The organism is Pseudomonas granadensis, from assembly GCF_900105485.1.
In the GTDB taxonomy this organism is placed as follows: domain Bacteria; phylum Pseudomonadota; class Gammaproteobacteria; order Pseudomonadales; family Pseudomonadaceae; genus Aquipseudomonas; species Aquipseudomonas granadensis.
Genome location: NZ_LT629778.1, coordinates 1,481,711 through 1,506,770 on the forward strand (window position 1 = coordinate 1,481,711; position 25,060 = coordinate 1,506,770).

Consider the following 25,060-nt stretch of genomic DNA (forward strand, 5'->3'; position numbering starts at 1 on the left):
AGGATGTTCAACATGTTGATGCGTTGGTGTGCTGTTCCCGCATTGCTGCTGGCAATCACTGGCCTCGTCCAGGCCGCGGATTGCCCGGAGCTGCTTCAGGGCTCGCTGCCCAAGCTGCGGGCCAAGGAATCCATCGATCTGTGCAAGCAATACGCGGACAAGCCGCTGGTGGTGGTCAACACGGCCAGCTTCTGCGGTTTCGCGCCGCAGTTCGAAGGCCTTGAAGCGGTCAATCAGCGCTTCAAGCCGCAGGGCCTGGAAATGCTCGGCGTGCCGTCCAACGACTTCAAGCAGGAATCCAAGGACAGCGCGGAAACCGCCAAGGTCTGTTACGCCAATTACGGCGTCACCTTCAACATGACCGAACCGCAAAAGGTCCGCGGCGACGATGCCACGCACCTGTTTCAAGTGCTGGCCGCGCAGAGCAATGCGCCGAAATGGAATTTCTATAAATACGTGGTCGATCGTCAGGGCAAGGTCGTCGCCAGTTTCTCCAGCCTGACCAAGCCGGATGATCCGGAGTTCATTGCGGCGATCGAGAAGGCGATTGCCTCGAAGCCGTTGGCCAACTGACTCACCCTGTTCCCACATTTGGATCTGCATGAAAAAGCCCCGCCTCTGACAAGAGAGTGGGGCTTTTTCGTGGGCGAGGGATCAACCTCGCCAGCGTGCATCAGAAGCGGTACGTCGCGCCGACACCGAAACCGTTCGCCGAGTTTTCATACTTGGAGTCGTAGCTCTGGCCACGGTTGTTTTCGTTGCGGATATTGACCGACTCTTCCTTCAGGTACGAGTAGGCAACGTCGATGGTCAGGTCGTCGGTCGGGCTCCAGCCGGCACCGACGCTGAAGATGGTCCGGTCGCCGGTCGGGATACGTGGCGAGCGGTCTTCGTTGTTGGTCGGCGACTGGTCGAAGGTCAGGCCGGTACGCAACACCCATTCCTTGTTCAACTGATACGACGTGCCCACAGCGTAAGCCCAGGTGTCGTGCCAGTTCTGGTCTTCGTTGATCGAACCGAACTGGCCGGCCAGCAGCGGCTGCACCCCGGAGTTCTTCACGGTGATCTTGTCCAGTTGGCTCCAGCGGGTCCAGGTGGTGCCGGCGTAGACGTTCCAGCGATCATTGATCGCCTGGGTGACCGACAGGTCCACGGATTCCGGGGTGGTGATCTTCAACGAAGCGTCGTATTTCTGGTTGGCGCCCAGACCTGCCAGCGCCAGTGCGCCGTACTTGACCTTGGTGTCGCCTTCGAGCTTGTAATCGACCTTGGAGTGGTAGGTCAGGCCCACGCGGGTGGTGTCGGTGGCTTGTACCAGCACGCCGATGTTGTAGCCCAGCGCGGTATCGTCACCCTTGATCTTGACCTTACCGTCCGGCAGCGCCTGGGTGATCGACAGGTTCGATTCCAGCGAGCCGTCGATGCGGTTGATGGTCGGACCGAAACCGATCGACACCTTGTCGTTGAAGGCGTAGCTGACGGTTGGCTGGAAGGTGATGACCTGCACTTCGGACTTGCTGCCGAAGTAACGGCCGGCAAAGCCGTTTTCGTAATCGGTGATCAGGCCGAACGGCACGTACACGCCCAGACCGAATGCCCAGTGATCGTCGATCGGCTTGACATAAAAGCCCATCGGCACGGCGGTGAGAGGCACCATGTCACCGTCGTTGCTGCCACGGTTGGGGCTGGAGCTGGCGTCGCTGATATCGGTATGTGCGTCAACCAGGGCTACACCGCCGGTGACTTGTTCGCGCTTGATGCGCGACATGCCGGCCGGGTTGCCATAAACAGTGCTTGCGTCGTCGGCAGAAGAAGATCGCCCGGCAAAACCCGTCCCCATCCCGCTGATGCTTTGTTCGTTAAGGGCAAAACCTGCCGCGAAAATCTGGGTGGAGGCAAGGGTAACGGCGAGGCTAAGGGTGGTTTTGAGCATGACTTTTTTCATTATTAGAACTCCTGGTGATCACCGGGGCGAAAATTACCAACATTTTCGCCGCAGCGCTATAGCCCGTATGCCTTGATTTAGAGCGGTTTTGTAGGACAATCCGACCAGAATGGCGGCCTGTTGCGAGAACTTGCAAAACCGCTCGGTCAGCAGGCGACCTGCTTCAGCGGTGAAACACAGGTTTGCCAGGCAAATGTGAAGTCGCGCAGGCGACCCTGGGGCTGGAAGGTCTGACGCCAGATGCGCGCCATGGCCAAAAGATCGTTAGGGGCGGGGAGGGTGGGGTTTTGCTCTTCAACCAGCAGCCAGGCGATGGCAGTGGCGTAACGCAGATTGACGGTCAATTCGACATGTGGACCGCTGAGAAATGCATGCTGACTGGCGAGGCCGCGTACCAGGCTGGCACGCTCCGGGTCGAGCGCCAGGTAGTCATCCCAGAGCGCTTGATGGCGCTGCTCGGCGATGCGGTAGAGGCCGTGGCCACGTCGGTCGTGCAGGGCGGATCCGAGGGCTGACTGGCTGGCGGCGATGCCCAGCAGCAGTGATTCGGCAGTGGCGCAGTGACGGCCCAGATAGATCAGCGTGGGGCGAATCACATATCGACACAGTTCACTGGCAGCGATACCCATAAATCCCTCGGTTCTCGTAATGGGTGGCGAGTCCTGAAGGAGGCTTGGCAGCAGTGGATCGGTTCAGGCTCGCCGTGAGCGAATCATGTCGCCCGAGTTGAAGTGTAGTGTCATATTCGCGACGTAAAGGCCTGTTTTTAAATTCTTTTCGGCTCCGAGTTATAACCGTTATATCAGTTGGTACTTAGGATCGAGGCGTAAAAAGAGAAACGTCGGGCAATAAAAAGCCCCGCATTTTCATGCAGGGCTTGTGCTTTTGCAGCCTTTTCGGCTCTCAGGCGATCAACGCCTGACGTGTACGATCGATCACGGCCTGCAGCGGTTCGGCGCTGGAGTACTGATCGGGGCACAGACGCTCGCTGTGGCGAGCGATCCCGTGTTCATTGACCACGGTGAAGCTGAAGCAGCCTTTGCGAGCGGCCATGATCATGCAGTTCATGGGGGCAAAAGCGTTGGTTAGGGTGCGAATGGCATCCTGAGTGTGGATTTGAGTAGACATAGTTATTAGGTGTTCCTACAAATGACACGGTTAAGAACCGTGCAACGTTAAAACGTTCCAGTAACGTCGATCACCATTGATCGAACGAAGAACCCGACTGGAACAAAGCAGCCAGTTTGCAGCGCTATTAAGTTGGCGCGCTTTGGGCTGGCAGGTAGGTACTTAGGAGGACAGGCATCACAACGAGGGCAGAGGTTCTGGGCCCAGGGTGAAGATCCTGATCAATTTGCAGGTTGGTTCGGTCAGAGTAAGTGTTCTTCGCAACACCCTTCGCATCAGTGGAAGGCTGTGTTGGCGCAAGATTTACCTGGAAACCATCGAGGGGTCGTTCCCGCTTTTTTCGGTTGAGCTTCTTCACAAGAGGCTGACCGTGGGGATGTGTTCGACCGGAATTGACTTTCAGCTTGGTACTAACGCCGCGGATAGTAACGGATCGAAATCGCTAAAGCAAATGGCCGGCGAAAAAAACATTGCAGTCCAGCACAGGGTTTGCTTGACGTGAAAACGTGGCCGCCCGTAAACGGGCATTTTTCGACCGTCGGTCGGCGAGGTTACGTTGATCAACCGCGCTGGCAAGCGGCTTATCTGCGGATCAACAGCCGAAACGACCCGAAAAAGCGCACCGATATAACCGGGTAACAGGTACTTGTGCACATTAGTTGCGCGGCCTGTCACAGCACTGTCATATCAATCCTGACACCGGTGGCTGCCTGCATCGAAAGTTTAAGTCAATGAAAAACATCGCTTTTTTTTGTTGGTGAAAAAATCGTCAGTTTGACTGCGAGCCCCGTTCCATAAGGCTTTGCGCGAGTTGCAGGACGGTTGTCCACTGAGTTATCCACAGCTTCTGTGGATTGTCCCGAGCGCTTGCTCTAGCACGGGCGTGCCGGGTTGTTTTTAGACTTTACCTGTAAGAAAAAAAGAGTAGAGTGGCGCGCCTTCCGATTCGTCCCGCAGTGCTTTATGAAGTTTCGCTCAGTATCAGACTCTGTTACCTCAGACCTTCCTGCTGTTACCCCGCCCAAGCGATTTTCCGTACGTGTTGCGGAATGGCTGCTCGACAGCCCGCGCCTGAGCGCCAGCCATAACGCCAAGCACCTCGCCGGCCGCCTGCTCAAGCAACCGGCGCGCGAAGGCGTGGTCACGGCGCAAAGCCGCCTCGGTCAGTTGATGTGCCGCGAGTGCGGTAACGCACGCGATCGACGCATTGGCCAGGAGCTGCTGCGCCAGGCCGCCCGCGCCGGCGACCGTCGTGCACAAAGGGAACTCGGCCAGCTCGAAGACTGAGCTGTCCAAGACCTGACACCTTGGTTAACCTTCAGGCTTTATCGGACCGGCAGGAGTCGCTATGGCTATGGACTTGACCAGCATATTGCTCGGTCTCGCAGCGGCAGGGCTGCCCTTGTTGGCTCTTGCCTGGCAGCTGCAACGCCGGGCGAGCAGCGGGCAAGCCGCGCAGGCCTTGCTGGAAGAACGGCTGGCCATGGCGCAACTGGCCCAGGACGGCCTCAATGCGCAGCTCGAGGCCAGTCGCGATGAAGTCGCCGATCTTGGCCAGGCCAACGCTGCAAAACAGGCTGAGCTGGCGGCCCTGCGTCGCGAAGTCGAACTGCTGCAGATCGAGCGCGACGATGCTCGCGACGCCGCCCACGCCTGGAACCTCGAACGCGCCAACAAGGAAGCCGAACTGCGTCGCCTCGACGCCCAAGCCGCGTCGCTGAATGCCGAGCTGCGTGAGCAACAGGAAAGCCATCAACAACGCCTCAACGACCTGCAAGGCTCGCGCGATGAACTGCGCGCGCAGTTTGCCGAGCTGGCCGGGAAGATTTTCGATGAGCGCGAACAGCGCTTCGCCGAAACCAGTCAGCAACGGCTCGGCCAGTTGCTCGATCCGCTGAAGGAACGCATTCAGTCCTTCGAAAAACGCGTCGAGGAGAGTTATCAGGCCGAGGCCCGTGAGCGCTTTTCCCTGGCCAAGGAACTCGAACGTTTGCAGGCGCTGAACCTGCGCCTTAGCGACGAGGCGACCAATCTCACCCGTGCCCTCAAAGGCCAGAAGACCCAGGGCAACTGGGGCGAACTGATTCTGGAGCGGGTGCTTGAGCACGCGGGTCTGGAGAAGGGCCGTGAGTACCAGACCCAGGTCAATCTCAAAGGCCCGGACGGCGAGCGCTTCCAGCCGGACGTGATCATTTACTTGCCTGGCGACAAGCAGGTGGTGGTCGACTCCAAGGTCAGCCTTACCGCCTACCAGCAATACGTGGCCGCCGACGATGACACCCTCGGGCAGATCGCGATCAAGCAGCACGTGCTGTCGCTGCGCAATCACGTCAAGGGCCTGGCCGGCAAGGATTACAAGCGTCTGGAGGGGCTGCACAGCCTCGATTTCGTTTTGCTGTTCGTGCCGATCGAGGCGGCGTTCTCGGCAGCGTTGCAGGCCGAGCCGACGCTGTTCCAGGAGGCGTTTGACCGCAATATCGTGATTGTCAGTCCGACCACCTTGCTTGCCACGTTACGGGTGATTGACAGCCTCTGGAAGCAGGAGCGCCAGAGTCAGAATGCCCGGGAAATCGCTGAGCGTGCGGGGTGGCTGTATGACAAGTTCGTGTTGTTCATTCAGGATCTGGACGAGGTGGGCAATCGCTTGCAGCAGTTGGACAAGGCTTACAGTTCGGCGCGTAACAAGCTCACGGAAGGGCGGGGCAATCTGGTCAGTCGCAGTGAGCAGTTGAAGTTGCTGGGGGCGCGGGCGAGCAAGAGTCTGCCGGCTGATTTGCTGGAGCGGGCGATGACGGATGTTGATGGGCTGGTTGAATTGCCGGACTGACGTTTGGAGCTTCGTGCAGGCTCGCTTTGGAAGGCTTTCCCTGTGGGAGCCAGCCTGCTGGCGATGGCTTTTTTTCAGGCGCTGAGCTTTTTGGGTTTGGGTACATATCCGTTGCTTCGGGTGTTGCGGCTGACGGTTTCGCCCTTACGGCGAGTCACCTTTTTCAAACGCCAAAAAGGTAACCCAAAACGCTTGCTCCTACGTACGGCCCTCGCAGGCTCGGGTTCCTTCGCTGCGGGATCGCTCCGGGCGCCCAGCGGCTACGGTTTGCTTCGCTGCACCTCCTTCCGCTGTGTCTGGCTGCGCCAGACGGTCGCTGCGCTCCCACGCCCGGATCAATCCCTCCACTCAGCCTTCCGACGTCGCTGGTCAGGCAAGATCAAGAGCACGCGAGCTAACGCTCATTGTTGAGTGGTGAGAAGCGCCGCATGGCTTGAGATCTTCGGTGGATTCGCCCCTCACCCCAGCCCTCTCCCCCTGGAGAGGGAGCCGATTTTTGGGCTTTTCAAATTTTGCATTCGACTCGGTATTTCATGTTGGCGTACGTCTTCCATCATTGCGGTCAGTTCCCTCTCCCTTCGGGAGAGGGCTAGGGTGAGGGGCTTTTGATTTTTTCTTTGTGGTGGTCACCGCCTACAACGGCAAATACCGGCTCAACAACGCCCGCAACGCTGCCGGTTTCACCGGTTTGGCCAAGTAATCCAGGCCCGCGGCATGCACTTGAGCAACCATTTCCGGGCGTCCGTCAGCGCTGATCACGACCCCCGGCACCGGTTCGCCCAGGCGCGTGCGCAGCCATGCCATCAGTTCGGTGCCTGTGTCGCCGTGGTCGAGGTGATAGTCGACCAGCGCCAGTTGCGGGCGGATGCCTTCGCTGAGCAGCGCCGCACATTCCTCGCGATTGCGCGCGGTCCAGACCTCGCAGCCCCAGCGGCTCAACAGGCTGTTCATGCCGATCAGGATGCTGTCTTCATTGTCGATGCACAGCACCTGCGCGCCGCTGAGCAATTTGCCATTGATTTCGGCGGTGGCGCTGGCCGGCGCGGTTTGTGAACTCGCGAGCGGTACGCTGACGCTGAATACGCTGCCGCGCCCCGGCCATGAACGCACGCGTAGGGTATGGCCGAGCACGCGGCATAAACCGTCGGCGATCGCCAGGCCGAGGCCGAGGCCTTTTTCGGCGCGGGTCTGGTGGCTGTCGAGGCGTTTGAATTCCTCGAAAATCACCTGCTGTTTGTCCTCGGGAATGCCTGGCCCGCGATCCCAGACTTCCAGACACAGTTCACCGCCGCGTCGGCGCGCGCCGAGCAATACCGGGCCTTTGGCGTAGCGGAACGCGTTGGTGAGGAAGTTCTGCAGAATCCGCCGCAGCAACTTGATGTCGCTGTCGATACGCAAATGACTGCTGCGCACGCGGAAGGTCAGCCCCTGTTCCTGCGCCAGGGCCTTGAACTCGGCGCCGAGAATGTCAAACAGTTCGTTGAGCGCAAAGGGCTTGCGGTCGGGGTTGATCTTGCCGTTTTCCAGTCGAGAAATATCCAGCAGATCGATGATCAGGTCTTCGGCCGAACGCAACGAGCTGTCGAGGTGCTGCACCAGTTTTTGCGCGTCGCTGCTCAAGCCTTCGCTTTGATGGGAGAGAGCGGCGGAAAACAGGCGGGCAGCATTGAGCGGTTGCATCAGGTCATGACTGACCGCCGCCAGAAAGCGGGTTTTCGACTGGCTGGCCGCTTCGGCGGTGCCTTTGGCCGCCGTCAGCGCAAGGTTGAGCTGCGACAGTTCCTGGGTACGTTCGCTGACCCGTTGCTCCAGCCCTTCGTTGGCCTCGGTCAGCGCCTGTTCGGCTTCGCGGAACGCGGTAATGTCGGTGAAACTCATGACGAAGCCGCCGCCGGGCATTGGATTGCCGATCAACTCGATCACCCGGCCGTTGGGGAACAGCCGCTCGGAAGTGTGCGCGCGGCCCTGACGCATCCAGTGCAGGCGCCGCGCAACGTGGACTTCCGCTTCGCCGGGGCCACACAAACCGCGCTCGGCGTTGTAGCGAATGATGTCGGCAATCGGCCGGCCAACGCTGATCAAGCCGTCGGGGTAATTGAACAGCTCCAGATAGCGGCGATTCCACGCCACCAGTTTCAGCGACTGGTCGACCACGCTGATGCCCTGGGTGATGTTTTCAATCGCGCCTTGCAGCAGGGCACGGTTGAATTGAAGCACTTCGGAGGCTTCGTCAGCGATGCGCACGACGTCCTCCAACTGCATCTCCCGACCTTCGATGGCAGCTTTTACCACCGCACGCGTTGAAGAAGCGCCGAGTACACCGGCGAGCAAACGCTCGGTGTGTGCGATCCATTCACTGTCGGCATTCTGGTTCGGGTTAAAACCTTTGCCTTGGCGGTAGGCGAAACGAATAAAGCTCTGCCGCGCACGTTCTTCACCGACGAAGCGCGCGGCCAGTTGCAGCAGATCGTCGATCTGCACCGCCAGCATCGAGCGCGCACTTGGCCTTGCGCTGATCTCCTGGCCGATGAAACGTCCGGCCTGCCAGTGTTCCGACACTCGCGTGCGCGACAGCACCGAGACCCAGGCAAACAGGGTGAAGTTGCCGGCCAGCGACAGCACCACGCCCTGGGTCAGTGGGCTGATCGGCAGGTTCAGCGGGTTGCTGTGCAGCCATGCCAGCCCCGGAAAACTGTTCAGCGACCAACCGAGGCTGTGCGCGGCAATCGGCAGGACCAGCGTGTAGAACCAGAGGAATGTGCCCGCGGCGAGGCCGGCAAACACGCCGCGGCGGTTGGCCTGCTTCCAGTACAGCGCGCCGAGCATGGCCGGGGCCAGTTGCGTCACCGCAGCGAAAGCGATCTGGCCGATGGTTGCCAGGCTTGCGGTGGAACCGAGCAAGCGATAGCTGACGTAAGCCAGCAACAGAATGACCACGATGCTCACGCGGCGCACCGACAGCATCCACTGACGGAACACCTCGAACGGCCGCTCGGCATTGTTGCGTCGCAGCAGCCACGGCAGGAGCATGTCGTTGGAGACCATGGTCGACAGCGCTACGCTGGCGACGATCACCATACCGGTGGCCGCCGACGCGCCGCCGATAAACGCCAGCATCGCCAGCGCCGGATGCGCCTGGGCCAATGGCAGGCTGATCACGAAGGAGTCGGGCAGCACGTCACTGGGCAGCATCATCTGACCGGCCAGAGCGATCGGGACTACAAACAGCGCAGCGAGGGCGAGGTAGGCCGGAAACACCCATTTGGCCAGGCGCAAATCCTGCGGATCGATGTTTTCCACCACGGTGACGTGAAACTGCCGCGGCAGGCAGATGATCGCCATCATCGCCACGCCGGTCTGCACCACCATCGACGGCCAGTTGATCGTCTCTTTCCAGTATTGCTCGAGGCGCGGCGCGAGCATCGCTTGATTGAACAGGTCATCGAAACCGTCGTACAGGCCATACGTGACGAAGGCGCCGACGGCGAGAAACGCGAACAGCTTCACCAGCGATTCGAAGGCAATCGCCAGCACCATGCCGCGGTGGTGCTCGGTGGCATCGAGGTTGCGCGTACCGAAGACGATGGTGAACAGCGCCAGCACCAGCGAGACGATCAGCGCGGTGTCCTGAGCGCGCGTGCCCATTGCGTCGGCGCCGGCGCCGATCAACAGGTTCACGCCGAGAACAATGCCTTTGAGTTGCAGGGCAATATAAGGCAGCACGCCGACCAGACAAATCAACGCGACGACCACCGCCAGCGATTGCGATTTGCCGTAGCGCGCGGCGATGAAGTCAGCGATGGAGGTGATGTTCTCCTGTTTGCTGATCATCACCATTTTTTGCAGGACCCACGGCGCGCCGACCAGCAACAGGATCGGCCCGAGGTAGATCGGCAGAAATGACCACAACTGTTCCGCCGCCTGACCGACCGCGCCGAAAAACGTCCAGCTCGTGCAGTAAACCGCCAGCGACAGGCTGTACACCCAGGCACGCACACGCGGCGGCAACGGCGTGCTGCGACGGTCGCCGTAAAAGGCGATGGCGAACATGATGGCCATATAGGCCAGGGCGACGACGGCGATCAGCCCGGTGGACAGCGACATGCAACACTCCCGACAAAAGACGCCCGGGCACTCCTGCCCGGGCGGACAGTCTGGCATGCGCGCGGCGGTTAGTCAGTGTCGACCATGGTCGTGGCGTGGCGGGGTGTCGCAGGTGTGCAACCGCCGGGTTTCTCGGGTGACCAGGCGGGCCTCATCGCTGGCAAGCCAGCTCCCACATGATTTATGGTGCCCACCCTGTTTGTGCTCGCTGGCGATCCCTGTGGGAGCTGGCTTGCCAGCGAAGGCGTCAATCCTGGTGCAATGCGATATCAATCAACCTGTGCAGTTCTTCAATTTCCAGCGACGCCGCCGAAAACAGAATCCGGAACACCACCGGCGCCACCACCAGATTGATCAGCCGATCGACACTCGGCGCCGGTTCATCGGGATAACGGTCAACGATGGTCTGCAACTGTGCACCGATAATCGTCACGCAATAGCCCGGCGTCGCGCTCGCCTGCACGTCGCGCATCATGTTGCGCCCGATCTCCGAACTCATCTCATCAAGATATTGCTCGGCCCAGGCACGAACATCGCCGCGCAAACTGCCGGTGTCGGCCGGTTCGCTGTCCGGGCGCAGGCGGGCGAGGGCGACGTCGGCGAGCAACGCCGCCAGATCGCCCCAGCGGCGATAGATCGTCGAGGGGGTAACTCCCGCGCGCGCGGCAATTTGCGGAACGGTCACGGTAGAGCGCTCCTGTTCTGCGAGGAGCGCGCGGACAGCCGAATGAACCGACTCTTGCACCCGGGCACTGCGGCCGCCGGGGCGTAAACCTTCTTTAATAGCCATGGCGCAGACCTTAACACAAAGAATTTGCTTTAAGCGCGAGGCAGTAGCACACTCCGCAAAAGCAAAGAATTAGCTTTTGCGGAGTGTGCCCATGTCCAGCCTTGCGTCCAATCGATCCAGCCTGTGGTTTCTGGCGATCACCTTACTGAGTTTTCTCGCCGCCTCTACAGCGCCAACCCCGCTGTATCACCTGTATCAGGAGCAGCTGCAATTTTCCGCGACGGTGCTGACGCTGATCTTTGCCGTGTATGCGCTCAGTCTGCTTGTGGCGTTATTGACCGTGGGTTCGCTGTCGGATCACCTCGGCCGCAAACCCGTGATTTTCGCGGCGGTGGCGCTCAATGCTTTGGCGATGCTTTTGTTTATTTGCGCCAGCAGCGTGGAATGGCTGATCAGCGCACGCGTGCTGCAAGGTTTCGCCACTGGCATGGCCACCGCGGTATTAAGCGCGACATTGCTCGATACCGATCGCCAGCACGGCCCGCTGATCAACAGCGTGGCACCGTTGCTGGGCATGGCGCTGGGCGGACTGGGCTGTGGCGTGCTCGCCGAATTTGCGCCGGCACCGTTGCAACTGACGTACTGGTTGTTGCTGGCGCTGTTTGTCTTGCAGGGCGTGTATGTCTGGCGGTTGCCCGAAAGCGTCACCCCGCAGGCAGGGGCGTGGGCTTCTTTGCGGCCGACTTTGCATGTGCCGATGCAAGCCCGGTCGACCTTGTGGCGGGTCTTGCCGCTGAACACAGCCACGTGGGCGCTTGGCGGGTTTTACGCCTCTCTCGCGCCATCGCTGGTGCGCACCGCGACCGGGTCGACGTCAAATCTGATCGGCGGCGCAACGGTAGCCGTATTGACCGTGACCGGCGCGATGATGATTTTTATCATGCGTCAGCGTCCGGCATCGCAAGCGCTGCGTTCAGGCGCCAGCCTGCTGCCGGTGGGTGTGATCTTGATTCTGCTGGGCGTGCACAGCGCCAGCCTGCCGTGGTTTTTCTTCGGCACGCTGGTGGCCGGTTGTGGTTTTGGTTCGGGGTTTCTCGGCGCCGTGCGCAGCCTGGTGCCGCTGGCCTTGCCACATGAGCGCGCCGGGTTGATGGCAGCGTATTACGTGCTCAGTTATCTGGCGTTCTGTTTGCCGGCGCTGCTTGCCGGGCATTTTTCTCATAGTTACGGGCTAGTGCTGGCCACGGATGGTTACGGCGCCGTGCTGAACATCCTGGCTGTCGCTGCACTGCTGCTCAGCTTGCGTTCATCGTCTGCCAAAATGTGCAGCGCTCCATAATCCTCGAGGTTTCGGTTAGCCTGCCTTGACCATTCTTCTCACGGACCGATCATGAAGATTATCCGCAGCAAAGCCTTCACCGCCGACCGCGCCTGGGGCGCGCTGGACATTGCCAGCATGAACGGCATCACCACGCGCCTGCACTGGACTGATCAACCATACAAGTGGCACGTTAACGATGGCGAGGAAGTGTTCGTAGTGCTCGATGGTCAAGTGACGATGCATTACCGCGAACAGGGCGAAGAAAAACAGGTGCAGCTCGCCGTCGGTGACATCTTTTACGCCTCCGTGGGCACCGAGCATGTCGCCCATCCGCAAGGCGAGGCGCGGATTCTGGTGATCGAAAACGAAGGCAGCGTTTGATCCATATCGGCAAAACAGATAACAGTTAGAGATATTACCCGTTATATAGATATTCGATTCGGTTCTACCATGAACTCAACCTCACCAGAGGACAGGAGTTCATGATGATTTGCCCACAAACCGCCAAACCCGGCCTCAAGCCGTTCAGCCAGCTTCAGCACCCGCGTGAAGTGATTCGTCAGTTCACTCCCAACTGGTTCGCCGCAACCATGGGCACCGGTGTACTGGCGTTGGCGCTGGCGCAACTACCGTTTGCCGTCCCCGGCCTGCGCGCCGTAGCTGAAGCACTGTGGTTGTTCAACATCCTGTTGTTCGCGCTGTTTACCGTTGCCTACGCCGCACGCTGGATCCTGTTTTTCGACGAAGCCCGGCGGATTTTCGGCCACTCCACCGTGTCGATGTTCTTCGGCACGATTCCGATGGGGCTGGCGACGATCATCAATGGCTTTCTCGTCTTCGGTCTGCCGCGCTGGGGCGAGGGCGTGATTGATCTGGCCGAAGTGCTGTGGTGGATTGACGTGGCAATGTCGCTCGCTTGCGGGGTGTTGATTCCCTACATGATGTTTACCCGCCAGGAGCACAGCATCGACCAGATGACGGCGGTGTGGCTGTTGCCGGTGGTCGCTGCGGAAGTGGCCGCGGCCAGTGGTGGCCTGCTTGCGCCGCACCTCACCGATGCTCACGCGCAACTGGTGGTGCTGACCACAAGCTACGTCCTCTGGGCATTTTCCCTACCCGTGGCGTTCAGCATTCTGACCATTCTGCTGCTGCGCATGGCGCTGCATAAACTGCCCCATGAAAACATGGCCGCGTCGAGCTGGCTGGCGCTCGGGCCGATCGGCACCGGGGCGCTGGGCATGCTGCTGCTGGGCGGCGATGCGCCGCTGATTTTTGCTGCCAACGGTTTGCCGGGCATCGGTGAAATCGCGGCGGGGGTCGGGCTGGTGGCCGGTATCACGCTGTGGGGCTTTGGCCTTTGGTGGATGTTGATGGCCCTGCTGATCACCGTGCGCTACCTGCGCGATGGCATCCCGTTCAACCTCGGCTGGTGGGGATTTACGTTCCCGCTGGGCGTGTATTCGTTGGCCACCCTGAAACTGGCGAGCACCCTGAACCTGGCATTTTTCAGCGTCGTCGGCACGGCGCTGGTGATGTTGCTGGCGCTGATGTGGCTGATCGTCGGCAAGCGCACCGTGCAGGGTGCCTGGCGTGGCGAGCTGTTTGTCTCGCCTTGCATCGCAGGTTTGAAGCAATAACCTGAAAAGTTTAGGTAAGGTGTGGCCTGGAACGCGGTTCGAGATTCCAATAAGCAGTATCCAGGCCTCGCTACCTTAAACATCAGGGAAACACGGAAGATGAGTCACCCCTCACAGTTCAACCTGCTGCGCACCCGGCGCTTCCTGCCGTTCTTCATTACGCAGTCGCTCGGTGCGTTCAACGACAACGTGTTCAAACAGTCGTTGATTCTCGCGATCCTCTACCGGCTGACCATCGAGGGTGACCGATCGATCTGGGTCAACCTGTGTGCGCTGTTGTTTATCCTGCCGTTTTTCCTGTTCTCGGCACTGGCCGGGCAGTTTGGCGAAAAGTTCGCCAAGGACGCACTGATCCGCCTGATCAAACTCGCGGAAATCGCGATCATGGCCGTAGGATCAATCGGTTTTCTCTTCGATCATTTATCGCTGATGCTGGTGGCGCTGTTCGCCATGGGCACCCATTCGGCGCTGTTCGGGCCGGTGAAGTATTCGATTCTGCCGCAGGCGCTACGTGACGATGAGCTGGTCGGTGGCAACGGTCTGGTGGAAATGGGCACGTTTCTGGCGATTCTCGCCGGGACTATTGGTGCCGGGATCATGATGTCCTCAGAACACTATGCGCCGGTGGTGTCTGCCGCCATCGTAGGCATTGCCGTGCTGGGTTATCTGGCCAGCCGCAGTATTCCCCGCGCTGCTGCGTCCACCCCCGAAATGCGTTTGAACTGGAACATCTTCAGCCAGTCCTGGGCGACGCTGAAACTCGGTCTGGGCCAGACGCCCGCCGTGTCGCGCTCGATCGTCGGCAACTCGTGGTTCTGGTTTGTCGGGGCGATTTACCTGACGCAGATTCCGGCCTACGCCAAGGAGTGGATGCACGGCGATGAGACCGTGGTCACCCTGATCCTCACTGTGTTTTCGGTGGGCATTGCACTGGGTTCAATGCTTTGCGAGAAGCTGTCCGGGCGCAAGGTCGAGATCGGACTGGTGCCGTTCGGCTCGTTCGGCCTGACGGTGTTCGGCCTGCTGCTGTGGTGGCATTCCGGCGGAATTCCCGACAGCGTCAGCGGCCATAGCTGGATTGAAGTGCTCGGCTTCGTTCACACCTGGGCGGTGCTGATCGACATCCTTGGCCTGGGCCTATTCGGCGGCTTTTATATCGTGCCGCTGTACGCACTGATCCAGTCGCGCACCGCCGAGAACGAGCGGGCGCGGGTGATTGCCGCGAACAACATACTCAACGCGCTGTTTATGGTGGTTTCGGCGATTGTTTCGATCGTTTTGTTGAGCGTGGCCAAGCTGTCGATTCCGCAGCTGTTCCTGATCGTGTCGCTGCTGAACATCGGCGTCAACGCCTACATCTTCAAGATCGTGCCCGAATTCAGCATGCGTTTCATGATCTGGCTGCTCAGCCATTCAATGTACCGCGTCGAGCACCGCAACCTTGAAGCGATTCCCGATGAAGGCGCGGCATTGCTGGTGTGCAACCACGTATCGTTTGTCGATGCCTTGCTGATCGGCGGCGCGGTGCGCAGGCCGATTCGTTTTGTCATGTACTACAAGATCTACAACCTGCCGGTGCTGAACTTTATCTTCCGCACCGCGGGCGCGATTCCTATTGCGGGGCGCCAGGAAGACATTCAAATCTACGAAAAGGCCTTCAGCCGTATTGCGCAATATCTGAAGGATGGCGAGTTGGTGTGCATCTTTCCGGAAGGCAAGTTGACCGCCGATGGCGAGATCAATGAATTCCGCGGCGGGCTGACGCGGATTCTCGAAGAAACACCAGTGCCGGTGATTCCGTTGGCGTTGCAGGGGTTGTGGGGGAGTTTCTTCAGTCGCGATCCGAGCAAGGGCTTTTTTCGCCGGTTGTGGTCGCGGGTGACGCTGGTGGCGGGTTCGGCGATTACCGAAGGGGCGGAGCCGGCGAAGTTGCAGGTGTTGGTCGGGGAGTTGCGCGGATCCGTCAGATAGTCGTTGGTTGTGCCGGCGTCATCGCGAGCAGGCTCACTCCTACAGTTGGAATGCGTTCCCCTTGTAGGAGTGAGCCTGCTCGCGATAGCGGTAGTGGCCTAAGCGCTGACCTTAAGGCCAATCAACCCGGTCACGATCAACGCTACACTCGCCAACCGAATCAACGCCATCGATTCGCCAAACAGTATGATCCCGGCGATCACCGTGCCGACCGCACCGACACCGGTCCAGATCGCATAGGCCGTACCCAACGGCAAATCCTTTACCGCCAACCCCAGCAGGCCAAGGCTCACGGCCATGGCTGCAATGGTCAGTACGGTGGGTAACGGGCGGGTGAAGCCGTCGGTGTATTTCAGGCCGACGGCCCAGCCAACCTCGAACAGGCCGGCGAAAAACAGAATGATCCAGGACATGCGAGACCTCCATCGATTGACGGGGTCGTCCCCAGATTAATGACTCGAGCGAGCCGCAGGGTCGTCCCCGCGTTGCGCAACAGTCTGCCGAGCATTAACCCGGGGATCAAGTTTGGGTCTTCAGTCGGCCGCTTGTTGCGCCGCTGTCTGGCGATCTGCCTTTTCACTCATCCGGCGGAAGTATGTCGACAGCAGTGCGCCGGAAATATTGTGCCAGACGCTGAACAATGCACTCGGCACTGCCGCCAATGGCGAAAAGTGCGCGCTGGCCAGCGCGGCGCCGAGACCCGAATTCTGCATGCCGACTTCCAGCGCCAGCGACTTGCGCTGCGCCAATGGCAATTTGAACAGGCGCCCGGTGAAGTAGCCGAGCAGGTAACCGAAGCTGTTGTGCAGCATCACCACCGCCATGATCAGCAGGCCCGACTCGGCGATTTTTGCCTGACTGGCCGCGACCACCGCCGTGACGATGATCACGATGCTGACCACCGAGACCAGTGGCAGCACGTCGACCGCATGGCGAACCTTGTCCCCCAATACGCGCTGGGCCACCACGCCAAGCACGATCGGCAGCAGCACCACTTGCAGGATCGACCAGAACAACTCCATGAACGACACCGGTAGCCACGCCGAAGCCAGCAGCCAGATCAGCGCCGGGGTCAGCAGCGGAGCGAGGAGGGTGGTGACGGCGGCGATGGCCACCGACAACGCCAGATCACCGCGCGCCAGCCAGGTCATTACATTGGACGACGTGCCGCTCGGGCAGCAGCCGACCAGAATCACGCCGACGGCGATTTCCGGTGGCAGATTGAACACCTGGCAGAGCAACCACGCCACGCCGGGCATGATCACGAAATGCGCAACCACGCCCAGTGCCACCCGCCACGGATGGCGGGCGACGGCAGCGAAGTCGTCGAGTTTGAGGGTCAGGCCCATGCCGAACATCACCAGCCCCAGCAGCGGCACGATGGCGCTTTTCAGTCCGAGGAACCACGCCGGCTGCAGAAACGCGATCACGGCAAAAATCAGAACCCAGTAAGCGAAGGTATTGCCGACGAAACGGCTGAGTGCAGCCAGTGCGCGCATGGCCTGGTCCTTATTATTCAATGAACACCACAAAACCCCTGTAGGAGTGAGCCTGCTCGCGATTGCAGTAGCACATTCAACATCGCCGTTGACTGAAACACCGCTATCGCGAGCAGGCTCACTCCTGCAATTTGCACATCACAAGGTTTTTAGATCCCCTGCGGAGTCTCTTCCCCGCCCAGCGCTTCCACCAGTGCCGGCAGGAAGTCGCCGAAGGTCAGCATCATCAGGGTGAAGCTCGCGTCCAGTTGGCCGAGGGCTTCGTCGCCGCCGTCCTGTTCCGCCTGATCCTGCAGCAGGTCTTCGAACTTCAGGCGCTTGACGGTCATCTTGTCGTCGAGCATGAACGACAACTTGTCCTGCCAGGCCAGCGACAACTGGGTGACCACTTTGCCGGTGCTCAGGTGCAGCTGGATTTCTTCGCTGGTCAGGTCCTGACGCTTGCACCGCACGATGCCACCGTCTTCGTGGGTGTCGCGCAGTTCGCACTCGTCCAGTACATAGAAGTCGTCGGCGGCTTTTTGCGTGGTGACCCAATCGGTCATCACGGCGGTCGGTGCCATTTTCACGGTCAACGGACGCACGGGCAGGGTGCCGATCACTTCACGCAGGGTCGACAACAAGTCTTCGGCGCGTTTCGGGCTGGCCGAGTTGACCAGGATCAGCCCCTGTTTCGGCGCGACGGCAGCAAAGGTCGACGAGCGACGAATGAAGGCGCGCGGCAGGAAGGCCTGGATGATTTCATCCTTGATCTGGTCGCGTTCCTTTTTATAGACCTTGCGCATCTGCTCGGCTTCGATCTCTTCGACCTTTTCCTTGACCGCGTCACGCACGACGCTGCCCGGCAGAATGCGTTCTTCCTTACGCGCAGCAATCAGCAGGAAGTCACCGCTGACATGCACCAGTGGCGCGTCTTCGCCTTTGCCGAACGGCGCGACGAAACCGTAGGTGGTCAACTCCTGGCTTGCACATGGACGCGCCAGTTTGGTGGCCAGTGCAGTTTCCAGCGCCTCGGCATCGACAGGCAGGTCTTGGGTCAGGCGATAGATAAGCAGGTTCTTGAACCACATGGGGTGAGTCTCTCCTTTATACAAAGGGGGGCATTATTGTCTTCGCCGTGGCATAGGCCAACCCTTCTCTAAGCCTTTGGAAGGCCTCGGAAAATTATTTAAAAAAGTGCTTGCCAGAGGTGGGGTCGCTCCGTAGAATGCGCGCCACACCGAAGCGAAGGGTGATTAGCTCAGCTGGGAGAGCGTCTGCCTTACAAGCAGAATGTCGGCGGTTCGATCCCGTCATCACCCACCATTCGTTTCAAGTGTTTAGCGCAGCGGTAGTTCAGTCGGTTAGAATACCGGCCTGTCACGCCGGGGGTCGCGGGTTCGAGTCCCGTCCGCTGCGCCATATTCGGTAACCTGGAACACTGAACGCCAGGTCACCACGGAAAAGCCCGCTGAAGCGGGCTTTTTTCTGCCCCAAGGTTGTACCCGCGGGATGCATGGTTTCACCGGTTTCGGATTTATTTGAAAAAAACTTCAATTAAATCAACACATTACGAAAACTTGTGGCATAATGCGCCCCGTAACGAAGCGAAGGGTGATTAGCTCAGCTGGGAGAGCGTCTGCCTTACAAGCAGAATGTCGGCGGTTCGATCCCGTCATCACCCACCATTCGTTTCAAGCGTTTCGCGCAGCGGTAGTTCAGTCGGTTAGAATACCGGCCTGTCACGCCGGGGGTCGCGGGTTCGAGTCCCGTCCGCTGCGCCATATTTGGCATCTGGAACACTGAACGCCAGATGCACCGGAAAGCCCGCCTTGTGCGGGCTTTTTGCTGTCTGGCGTTTGCGAATTCAGCGCTGCGCGCGCTCCTCACTCGCCGTTGCGTTGATGACGATAGTCGCTGACGGCCTCGTACACCGCTTTGCGCAGGCGGTTGATGCCCCCGATCGGGCGATGCGCTTCAATGCCGAACCACGGGTTGAACGACAGGTTGTCGCATTGCAGATTCAGCGCCGGGGTGTCGAAATCCTGCGGCGGCAAAGTGATCCGCGCGACGGTTTCGAAGGGCGAATCCTTCTCGCGCCATTCAATGCTGGTGTCCTCGATCGGCATGAACTTGTTGGCATCCTGACGCTGGATCTGCAAAACGAAGCAGGCCGGCACGCGGTCGGTCGACAATTGCTGAGTCAAAGCACTGCGCAGGAAATTCGGCAGATCGTGGTTTTGCTTTGGCAATGTATAGGCCGGGCAATTGTCCGGGTCCGGCGCGACGCGAAACTTTGCGTTGGCCTCGCCAAATTTATACGGCGATACCGAAAAATACGTCGTCTCGGTCGGGCTGTCCGGTGGCGGTGCCAAGGTTGCCAGCGCAATAAACAAATGGCGAACCTGCCAGGTGCGCGGATCCCAGGCAGGGAAGAACGCCATGACTTTTTTGCCATCGGCCTGCGCCGCGACATTCTGCCGGTACTCGGCGACATCGCTGACAAAGAAATTCGGGTGGCTGAACATGACGAAATCCTGTTCCGGCGAAGCCTGGCGGTTGCCGAGCAACTGTTTACCCGGAACATCGAGCAGTTTGATCGCCATGCCGCGGGCGTCGCGGATGCTGTCGAACTGCGGATAGGCATTGCCGTTCGACAGCCGGATCAGCGCCTGCCAGGTTTTGCCCGGCTCTCTGAACACGCCTTGACGCAGGGATTGCTCGAGATCCGGCAAAACCTGCACCTGCGCTTTTACACAACCGTGAGCCTTGGCGTGCGCATCACGCAGATAGCGCGTCGGTTCGCGATGCTGATCGACGATACGCACGGCGGTCTGGATCACGCTTTGCGTCAGCGCCGCTTCGCCGAGCGGAATCTGCTCGAGCGCCGACACCGGGCCGCGGTACTGCCAGGCGAACCAGGCGCTGGCAATGGCCCAGCCGAGCAGGCCGATGGCGAGCACGATCAGCAACAGTTTGCCGAGCCATCGGCCGATGCGCAGCCAGATCCGCGCCAACAATGGCAGTTCTTTTTTGAAGGTCGAGATCATGGCAGTTGCGCCTCCAGTGGGCCGCCGAGCACTTTCAGGTATTCCAGCAAGGCCCAGCGTTCTTCCGGCTGCAACAACCGGCCAATCACACCGTTGCCGCGCTCGCCGGCCCGGAATTCGTGACCGCTGTTGTGGTTGCCGCTGAGGCGCGTATCGAACAGGAAGCCATTGGTAAAGGCTTCGGTGCGATAACCCAGATGGCGCGGATCGTATTCGAAGCTGCCTTTATAGAAGGTGGTGGCGCGCTCATCCTGCGGCGACAGCAACTGATAAATACTCGGCACCGAACCGTTGTGCAGAAACGGCGCTGTAGCCCAGACCCCGGCTAGCGGCCGCGCCTTATAAGCGACTTTTTCCCGTACGCCGATCGGCAGGCCGAAACCGTCCAGTTGCGGTTTCTCCCGCGGCGTGACGTTGGCTTCCCGATAGGCGCGGTTCTCGACAAAAGCGGTGACGTACGCCAATCCTTTGGCCACTGACAACTGGCTGAGGTCTAGCGGTTCCGTGGGCGTCGGGTGCAGTTTGACGTCCATCGTTTGCAGCTCTTTCAGATCCCATTGCAACGCGCTCAGGTCAAAACGGTGGCTGGCAATGTTGTTGGCGGCATTGGGATCGGTACCGATCACCGCGACCGGCAACATATGCAGACTTTGCACCCAGCGCTCGCCTTCCTGAGTCTGCGGCGGCACATGGCAACCGGCGCAATTCTCGGTAAACAATGCGCGGCCCTTCGCGGCCAGCGGCTTGTCGATGGCACCGAACAGCGCCTCTGGCCAGGCGGGCGGGCGGAGTCTTTGCAGGGTTTCTTCGATGGTGTGCAGATCACGCACGCGCACGCTGGAGGCGTAGCGCGCATCGCCTTGCAGCGGTTGGCCGTTGCTGTCGAAAAAATTCAGCGTGGCGCCGACGCCCAGCGCCTCGCCGATATTGCGCGCCATCGGCTGTTGCGCCGAGCCGTTCCACTGCACCCAGTCGAACGTCCACATGTCCCACAGTTGCGGGTAATCCACCGGCGCATCGGCCACGCGATAGTTGCGCGCGGAGATCGCATCGCCAAACGTGGCGTTGGCGATCCGCCCGAACGCGTCGGTGCGTCCAGGGCCTTCTTCGGTTGGATAGAGGCCGCGATGAGTATCGTTCCAGGCCACCTTGAGGAAGGTGTCCAGCGAAGTTTTGAAGTCCTTGCGCAATTGTTGCTGGCGCGCATCATAGGCATCGCCCAATACGTTTCTGGCGAAACGTTCGAATTTCCACGGGTTGTAGTAAGTCGAGGTCAGACTGGCTACCAATGCCTGTCCGAAACTGCCACCGCGCAGCGTAGGAACGCTGGAGGGCAGCACGTGCTGTGCCGCGCCGCCGTCGATCCGCACCGCCTGACCTTTGAAGCGCAGTTCACCGGTGTGGCAGGCGGCGCAAGTAATGTCCAGATAATGCTCGCCACTGCCAGGATTCTGGTGCCGAGCAAAACCGACGGGCAGGTTGCCGGGATTGTTCGGCGTGGCTTTCTGCTGCGGATCGAGCAGGAAGCCGAAGCGTGCGAGGTACTCGGGCGAGGCGAAGCGCTGCTGCGAGAAGGGCAGCTCGAGTGCCTGGAACCATTCGTAGCGCAGGCCTTTGACCTGCGTGCCCTGTGGCGTGAAGTAATAGGTTTGCCGGTCCTGCTCGCTCCACTGATCAAGGTAATGCACTTGCTCGGCGGGCGTGTAGAAAGGCAATTTCGGATTGGCGACGTAATACAGCACCACGGCCAGAACGAGGCCCAGCAGTACGACGATCAGGGTCAGCACACGGAATAAGAGGCGCAAGATAAACTTCCTTGTCAATTATTGCGCTGTTATGCCTGAGCTGAACCCCATGCGGCAAGTGGCCATTACGCCAGATGCTGCGATCCGGTTTAACAGTCGCTCTGGGAAGCAGATGACAGAAGCTTCATCCTCGCGCGCGCCCAATGCGTTTCAGTCCCTGAACTTATCGCAAGTTTGCTGCTCTCATGCCGGTAGCCATTGGTCGTGGCGGCCTGATAAGCTCGCGGCTTTACTCGATTGCCCATTCGGCGCATGAACAAGGAAATAGCATGAAACAGCATCGGTTGGCGGCGGCGGTAGCCCTGGTTAGCCTGGTACTCGCGGGTTGTGACTCGCAGACCAGCGTAGAGCTGAAAACCCCGGCGCAGAAAGCTTCCTACGGCATCGGCCTGAACATGGGCAAAAGCCTGGCTCAGGAAGGCATGGACGACCTGGACTCCAAAGCGGTAGCCCAGGGCATCGAAGATGCCGTCGGCAAGAAAGAACAGAAGCTGAAAGATGAAGAGCTGGTCGAAGCCTTCGCTGCGCTGCAAAAGCGTGCCGAAGAGCGCATGGCCAAGATGAGCGAAGAGTCGGCAGCGGCCGGCAAGAAATTCCTCGAAGAAAACGGCAAGAAGGCCGGCGTGACGACGACCGCTTCGGGTCTGCAGTATGAAGTGGTGAAGAAGGCCGATGGCCCGCAGCCCAAGCCAACTGACGTAGTGACCGTTCACTACACCGGCAAGCTGACCAACGGCACCGTGTTCGACAGCTCCGTCGAGCGCGGCAGCCCGATCGATCTGCCGGTGAGCGGCGTGATCCCGGGTTGGGTCGAAGGTCTGCAATTGATGCACGTTGGCGAGAAGTACAAACTGTACATCCCTAGCGATCTGGCTTACGGCGCACAATCGCCAAGCCCGGCAATCCCGGCCAACTCGGTTCTGGTCTTCGACCTCGAACTGCTGGCCATCAAGGATCCAGCCAAAGAAGCTGCCGCTGCCAAGTAATTGGTAAAAGCTTCAACAACAACGCCTCGCTTATGCGGGGCGTTGTTGCATCTGGACCCCGGCAAGGGTAAACAGAACGAACCGATGCCGCTTGGCACAGTCATAGCCATTGAGGCTGCCCGTGCTAGCCGCCCTGAGCAGCCAAGTCAATGAAATATTGGGGTTTTTTGTGTGAGTAAAAAACGCCCGATCTGAGCGCAGCCCTTATGAAACGGGGCTTTCAGCGCTGAAATGCAGCTCTGTTCACAAGGTTATCCACAATTTGTGTGGATAACATTTCAGTGGGAGGAATAGATGAAAGCGCCGTGGAATTTCGTTCGATTCCTGCCCTTGGCCGGCCGTCTGCTGGCTCGGGGTCGTTTGCCAACCTTGCTGTTTGCGGTGGCCAGCAAGGGGGCTGCGCAAGGCAATCGTCTGGGCAAGCTCAGAGATGATCTGCGCCTGCTTCAGTCACTGTGTCTGGCCTACTGGCGTGGCGAGTACCGGGCTATCAGCAGCAAAGCATTGATTTCGGTGGTGGCGGGTTTGATGTACTTTCTCAGCCCGGTGGATGCGGTGCCGGATTTCATCCCCATGTTCGGCATGCTTGACGACGTCGCCGTTCTTGCCTGGCTGATGAAAACCCTCAGCGATGAACTCGATGCCTTTCGCCAGTGGCGTAACCGTCAGCATCCGGAAAAACTGGCGGTGGTCGAACGCCTGCCGGATACCCCCGAACAACTGCAACTGCAAGGGCCGAAAAAGCCCTGAATTGTGCAACCCCGCCTTCAGATAAATACCCCCCCGCGACCTTGGCCGCTGTTAGGATTACACTTCTAGGGAAAAGTGCCGACTCGCTAAGTGTTGTTGTCCTACGGGGTAGTCATGGATATTCAGATAATTGCTCGCGATGGCGAACCCGAATACGCGGTTTTGCCGTGGGCTCAGTATCAGGCTCTACTAAAAGCAGCAGGCATCAACGAGACACCGACGCGTCCGGCAGCCACGCCGCTCGCAGCCACGGCAGACCCGATTCTTCCGGGTCTGGATCAACTACGCAGTTTGCGCGAAGGGAAGGGCATCGCCATCGAGGCGCTGGCCCGCACGGTAGGCATCAGCCCGTCTTATCTGGCCATGATCGAAAGTGGCGAGCGTCAGCCTGACGCCGCGATTCGCCGCAGCCTGGCCTGGGAACTGACGGTGCCAGGGTGGAGAGAAGAATCGTGAGCGTACGCATCAGTCGTCAACATTGGGATGGATTGCTGGGGGAGCTGGACCAGGCGCGACGTCAGCGCCATCTGCTGACTTATCGGGCCTTGCTGGAGCGGTTGCAACTGCCGACACCGGCCATGCAAACCCTGACCGCCGCGCTTGAGCATCTGGCGGCGCTGGACGCCAGGGCCGAACAGCCGCTGCGCAGTTCGCTGGTGATCAGCCAGGGCGCAAGCCGTTTGCCACGCACGGGTTTTTTTGAATGCGTCGAACGACTCGGGCGTTTTTCCGGGCCGTCCGATGGCGTTGCCGCGGCCTCCTGGCATGCCTCGGAAGTGGTGCGTGTCTTTGAGTACGAGTACCCGGAATCGGCGGAGGCCTGAGTGTTCTTGCGCCTCAAGGCGCGGGCCGGTTACTGGCTGGCTCGCCGGCTGTTTCATTGGTCGTGGCTGGTGCGTCAGCCGCGTGGCTGGCACTGGCTTGAAGGCCAGTTTGCGCGCATGGCCAACCTTGGCGATGTCGCTGCGCAAAGTTTCTACGGGCACATCCTGACCTTTCGTGGCGTCGGCCTCGGTGCGCGCGAAGAGGGCATTCGCTTGTTGCGTCTGGCAGCGCTCGCCGGTGACGGCAAAGCGGCTTATCAGCTCGGCGTGATCAGCCTCGCCGGCACACCGAGCAAGGCGCCTGACGCTACCGAAGCTGCGCTCTGGTGGGGTATGGCGGCCAAGGCCGGGCACCCTTTGGCCGAGCTTAAATTGCAAGAACTGAGCCGCGGCGACTCAACGCAATAAATCCATTTCTGTCAGTTCTATAAACGTGGCGTGAGGTTTGCCTCACGCCACGTTTGCGTTTACTCGAACGTGTTTATCTGTAAGCGATTTATTACA

At 59.8% G+C, this 25,060-nt stretch carries 22 protein-coding genes and 4 tRNA genes; 16 read left to right on the top strand and 10 right to left on the bottom strand.

The features are described 5' to 3' along the window. Window positions 1-12 precede the first annotated feature (12 nt). Window positions 13-573, top strand: a complete 561-nt coding sequence (locus tag BLU52_RS06625) for a glutathione peroxidase (RefSeq protein ID WP_090282448.1) — start codon at window positions 13-15, stop codon at window positions 571-573. A 100-nt stretch (window positions 574-673) separates the two neighbouring features. On the opposite strand, the gene BLU52_RS06630 is transcribed toward BLU52_RS06625, so the two are convergent. From BLU52_RS06630 to BLU52_RS06640, 3 genes are all read right to left on the bottom strand, one after another. After that, complete coding sequence (locus BLU52_RS06630; protein WP_090282449.1) at window positions 674-1,945, bottom strand: OmpP1/FadL family transporter; 1,272 nt, start codon at window positions 1,943-1,945, stop codon at window positions 674-676. Between the two features lie 146 nt (window positions 1,946-2,091). Next, a complete protein-coding gene (locus BLU52_RS06635; RefSeq protein ID WP_090282450.1) occupies window positions 2,092-2,574 on the bottom strand; it encodes a hypothetical protein in 483 nt (160 codons plus the stop codon). Between the two features lie 274 nt (window positions 2,575-2,848). Next, window positions 2,849-3,073 (bottom strand): hypothetical protein, encoded by a 225-nt coding sequence (locus tag BLU52_RS06640; RefSeq protein ID WP_090282451.1) that lies wholly within the window; start codon window positions 3,071-3,073, stop codon window positions 2,849-2,851. A 963-nt stretch (window positions 3,074-4,036) separates the two neighbouring features. On the opposite strand from BLU52_RS06640, the gene BLU52_RS06650 reads away from it, so the two are divergent. Next, window positions 4,037-4,360 (top strand): SEL1-like repeat protein, encoded by a 324-nt coding sequence (locus BLU52_RS06650; protein WP_090282452.1) that lies wholly within the window; start codon window positions 4,037-4,039, stop codon window positions 4,358-4,360. Between the two features lie 175 nt (window positions 4,361-4,535). Continuing rightward, a complete protein-coding gene (rmuC, locus tag BLU52_RS06655; RefSeq protein WP_167359924.1) occupies window positions 4,536-5,900 on the top strand; it encodes a DNA recombination protein RmuC in 1,365 nt (454 codons plus the stop codon). Between the two features lie 633 nt (window positions 5,901-6,533). On the opposite strand, the gene BLU52_RS06660 is transcribed toward rmuC, so the two are convergent. Next, window positions 6,534-10,004, bottom strand: a complete 3,471-nt coding sequence (locus tag BLU52_RS06660) for a hybrid sensor histidine kinase/response regulator (protein ID WP_090282454.1) — start codon at window positions 10,002-10,004, stop codon at window positions 6,534-6,536. Between the two features lie 247 nt (window positions 10,005-10,251). Then, the gene (locus BLU52_RS06665) at window positions 10,252-10,794 is read right to left on the bottom strand and encodes a TetR/AcrR family transcriptional regulator (RefSeq protein WP_090282455.1); all 543 of its coding nucleotides are present in this window, start codon (window positions 10,792-10,794) and stop codon (window positions 10,252-10,254) included. Between the two features lie 91 nt (window positions 10,795-10,885). Between BLU52_RS06665 and BLU52_RS06670 the strand changes: the two genes are divergently transcribed. The 4 genes from BLU52_RS06670 to BLU52_RS06685 all read left to right on the top strand — a co-directional run bounded on the left by BLU52_RS06670 (window position 10,886) and on the right by BLU52_RS06685 (window position 15,663). Further along, complete coding sequence (locus tag BLU52_RS06670; protein ID WP_090282456.1) at window positions 10,886-12,073, top strand: MFS transporter; 1,188 nt, start codon at window positions 10,886-10,888, stop codon at window positions 12,071-12,073. A 51-nt stretch (window positions 12,074-12,124) separates the two neighbouring features. Then, window positions 12,125-12,436, top strand: coding sequence for a cupin domain-containing protein (locus BLU52_RS06675; protein WP_090282457.1), 312 nt, complete (start codon window positions 12,125-12,127; stop codon window positions 12,434-12,436). 104 nt (window positions 12,437-12,540) lie between these two features. Beyond that, a complete protein-coding gene (locus BLU52_RS06680) occupies window positions 12,541-13,692 on the top strand; it encodes a TDT family transporter (RefSeq protein WP_090282458.1) in 1,152 nt (383 codons plus the stop codon). A gap of 99 nt (window positions 13,693-13,791) precedes the next feature. After that, window positions 13,792-15,663: an MFS transporter gene (locus BLU52_RS06685; protein WP_090282459.1), complete on the top strand. Its 1,872-nt coding sequence runs from the start codon at window positions 13,792-13,794 to the stop codon at window positions 15,661-15,663. A gap of 98 nt (window positions 15,664-15,761) precedes the next feature. Here the strand turns inward: BLU52_RS06685 and sugE are convergent, their stop codons facing one another. The 3 genes from sugE to rdgC all read right to left on the bottom strand — a co-directional run bounded on the left by sugE (window position 15,762) and on the right by rdgC (window position 18,232). Next, complete coding sequence (sugE, locus tag BLU52_RS06690) at window positions 15,762-16,076, bottom strand: quaternary ammonium compound efflux SMR transporter SugE (protein WP_090282460.1); 315 nt, start codon at window positions 16,074-16,076, stop codon at window positions 15,762-15,764. 120 nt (window positions 16,077-16,196) lie between these two features. Continuing rightward, window positions 16,197-17,162 (bottom strand): bile acid:sodium symporter family protein, encoded by a 966-nt coding sequence (locus BLU52_RS06695; RefSeq protein ID WP_090282461.1) that lies wholly within the window; start codon window positions 17,160-17,162, stop codon window positions 16,197-16,199. A 149-nt stretch (window positions 17,163-17,311) separates the two neighbouring features. Further along, window positions 17,312-18,232 (bottom strand): recombination-associated protein RdgC, encoded by a 921-nt coding sequence (gene rdgC, locus BLU52_RS06700; protein ID WP_090282462.1) that lies wholly within the window; start codon window positions 18,230-18,232, stop codon window positions 17,312-17,314. Between the two features lie 159 nt (window positions 18,233-18,391). Between rdgC and BLU52_RS06705 the strand changes: the two genes are divergently transcribed. From BLU52_RS06705 to BLU52_RS06720, 4 genes are all read left to right on the top strand, one after another. Then, window positions 18,392-18,467: transfer RNA gene (locus tag BLU52_RS06705), tRNA-Val, on the top strand. A gap of 19 nt (window positions 18,468-18,486) precedes the next feature. Then, a tRNA-Asp gene (locus BLU52_RS06710) sits at window positions 18,487-18,563 on the top strand. Window positions 18,564-18,753: 190 nt separating this feature from the next. Continuing rightward, a tRNA-Val gene (locus tag BLU52_RS06715) sits at window positions 18,754-18,829 on the top strand. Between the two features lie 19 nt (window positions 18,830-18,848). Next, a tRNA-Asp gene (locus tag BLU52_RS06720) sits at window positions 18,849-18,925 on the top strand. Window positions 18,926-19,027: 102 nt separating this feature from the next. On the opposite strand, the gene BLU52_RS06725 is transcribed toward BLU52_RS06720, so the two are convergent. Continuing rightward, window positions 19,028-20,161: a catalase gene (locus tag BLU52_RS06725; RefSeq protein ID WP_197677975.1), complete on the bottom strand. Its 1,134-nt coding sequence runs from the start codon at window positions 20,159-20,161 to the stop codon at window positions 19,028-19,030. A gap of 26 nt (window positions 20,162-20,187) precedes the next feature. Then, on the bottom strand, window positions 20,188-21,996 hold the full coding sequence (locus BLU52_RS06730) for a di-heme-cytochrome C peroxidase (protein WP_090282464.1): 1,809 nt from the start codon (window positions 21,994-21,996) through the stop codon (window positions 20,188-20,190). Between the two features lie 269 nt (window positions 21,997-22,265). On the opposite strand from BLU52_RS06730, the gene BLU52_RS06735 reads away from it, so the two are divergent. The 5 genes from BLU52_RS06735 to BLU52_RS06755 all read left to right on the top strand — a co-directional run bounded on the left by BLU52_RS06735 (window position 22,266) and on the right by BLU52_RS06755 (window position 24,964). Next, on the top strand, window positions 22,266-22,982 hold the full coding sequence (locus BLU52_RS06735) for an FKBP-type peptidyl-prolyl cis-trans isomerase (RefSeq protein WP_007919751.1): 717 nt from the start codon (window positions 22,266-22,268) through the stop codon (window positions 22,980-22,982). Window positions 22,983-23,276: 294 nt separating this feature from the next. Beyond that, the gene (locus BLU52_RS06740; protein ID WP_090282465.1) at window positions 23,277-23,732 is read left to right on the top strand and encodes a YkvA family protein; all 456 of its coding nucleotides are present in this window, start codon (window positions 23,277-23,279) and stop codon (window positions 23,730-23,732) included. A 114-nt stretch (window positions 23,733-23,846) separates the two neighbouring features. Next, on the top strand, window positions 23,847-24,188 hold the full coding sequence (locus tag BLU52_RS06745; RefSeq protein ID WP_090282466.1) for a helix-turn-helix domain-containing protein: 342 nt from the start codon (window positions 23,847-23,849) through the stop codon (window positions 24,186-24,188). Beyond that, window positions 24,185-24,556 carry a hypothetical protein gene (locus tag BLU52_RS06750; protein WP_007898892.1) on the top strand — a complete coding sequence of 124 codons (372 nt, stop codon included), beginning with the start codon at window positions 24,185-24,187 and terminating at the stop codon, window positions 24,554-24,556. The genes BLU52_RS06745 and BLU52_RS06750 overlap by 4 nt, the downstream gene beginning before the upstream one ends. Then, window positions 24,557-24,964 carry an SEL1-like repeat protein gene (locus BLU52_RS06755; RefSeq protein WP_090282467.1) on the top strand — a complete coding sequence of 136 codons (408 nt, stop codon included), beginning with the start codon at window positions 24,557-24,559 and terminating at the stop codon, window positions 24,962-24,964. Window positions 24,965-25,060: the final 96 nt, after the last annotated feature.

Coding starts and splice junctions, on each gene's coding strand:
- BLU52_RS06625 (WP_090282448.1), top strand. CDS start 13: ATGTTGATGCGTTGGTGTGCTGTTCCCGCATTGCTGCTGGCAATCACT.
- BLU52_RS06650 (WP_090282452.1), top strand. CDS start 4,037: ATGAAGTTTCGCTCAGTATCAGACTCTGTTACCTCAGACCTTCCTGCT.
- BLU52_RS06670 (WP_090282456.1), top strand. CDS start 10,886: ATGTCCAGCCTTGCGTCCAATCGATCCAGCCTGTGGTTTCTGGCGATC.
- BLU52_RS06735 (WP_007919751.1), top strand. CDS start 22,266: ATGAAACAGCATCGGTTGGCGGCGGCGGTAGCCCTGGTTAGCCTGGTA.
- BLU52_RS06675 (WP_090282457.1), top strand. CDS start 12,125: ATGAAGATTATCCGCAGCAAAGCCTTCACCGCCGACCGCGCCTGGGGC.
- sugE (WP_090282460.1), bottom strand. CDS start 16,076: ATGTCCTGGATCATTCTGTTTTTCGCCGGCCTGTTCGAGGTTGGCTGG.
- rdgC (WP_090282462.1), bottom strand. CDS start 18,232: ATGTGGTTCAAGAACCTGCTTATCTATCGCCTGACCCAAGACCTGCCT.
- BLU52_RS06640 (WP_090282451.1), bottom strand. CDS start 3,073: ATGTCTACTCAAATCCACACTCAGGATGCCATTCGCACCCTAACCAAC.
- BLU52_RS06660 (WP_090282454.1), bottom strand. CDS start 10,004: ATGTCGCTGTCCACCGGGCTGATCGCCGTCGTCGCCCTGGCCTATATG.
- BLU52_RS06665 (WP_090282455.1), bottom strand. CDS start 10,794: ATGGCTATTAAAGAAGGTTTACGCCCCGGCGGCCGCAGTGCCCGGGTG.
- BLU52_RS06740 (WP_090282465.1), top strand. CDS start 23,277: ATGAAAGCGCCGTGGAATTTCGTTCGATTCCTGCCCTTGGCCGGCCGT.
- BLU52_RS06635 (WP_090282450.1), bottom strand. CDS start 2,574: ATGGGTATCGCTGCCAGTGAACTGTGTCGATATGTGATTCGCCCCACG.
- BLU52_RS06630 (WP_090282449.1), bottom strand. CDS start 1,945: ATGAAAAAAGTCATGCTCAAAACCACCCTTAGCCTCGCCGTTACCCTT.
- BLU52_RS06745 (WP_090282466.1), top strand. CDS start 23,847: ATGGATATTCAGATAATTGCTCGCGATGGCGAACCCGAATACGCGGTT.
- BLU52_RS06680 (WP_090282458.1), top strand. CDS start 12,541: ATGATTTGCCCACAAACCGCCAAACCCGGCCTCAAGCCGTTCAGCCAG.
- BLU52_RS06695 (WP_090282461.1), bottom strand. CDS start 17,162: ATGCGCGCACTGGCTGCACTCAGCCGTTTCGTCGGCAATACCTTCGCT.
- BLU52_RS06685 (WP_090282459.1), top strand. CDS start 13,792: ATGAGTCACCCCTCACAGTTCAACCTGCTGCGCACCCGGCGCTTCCTG.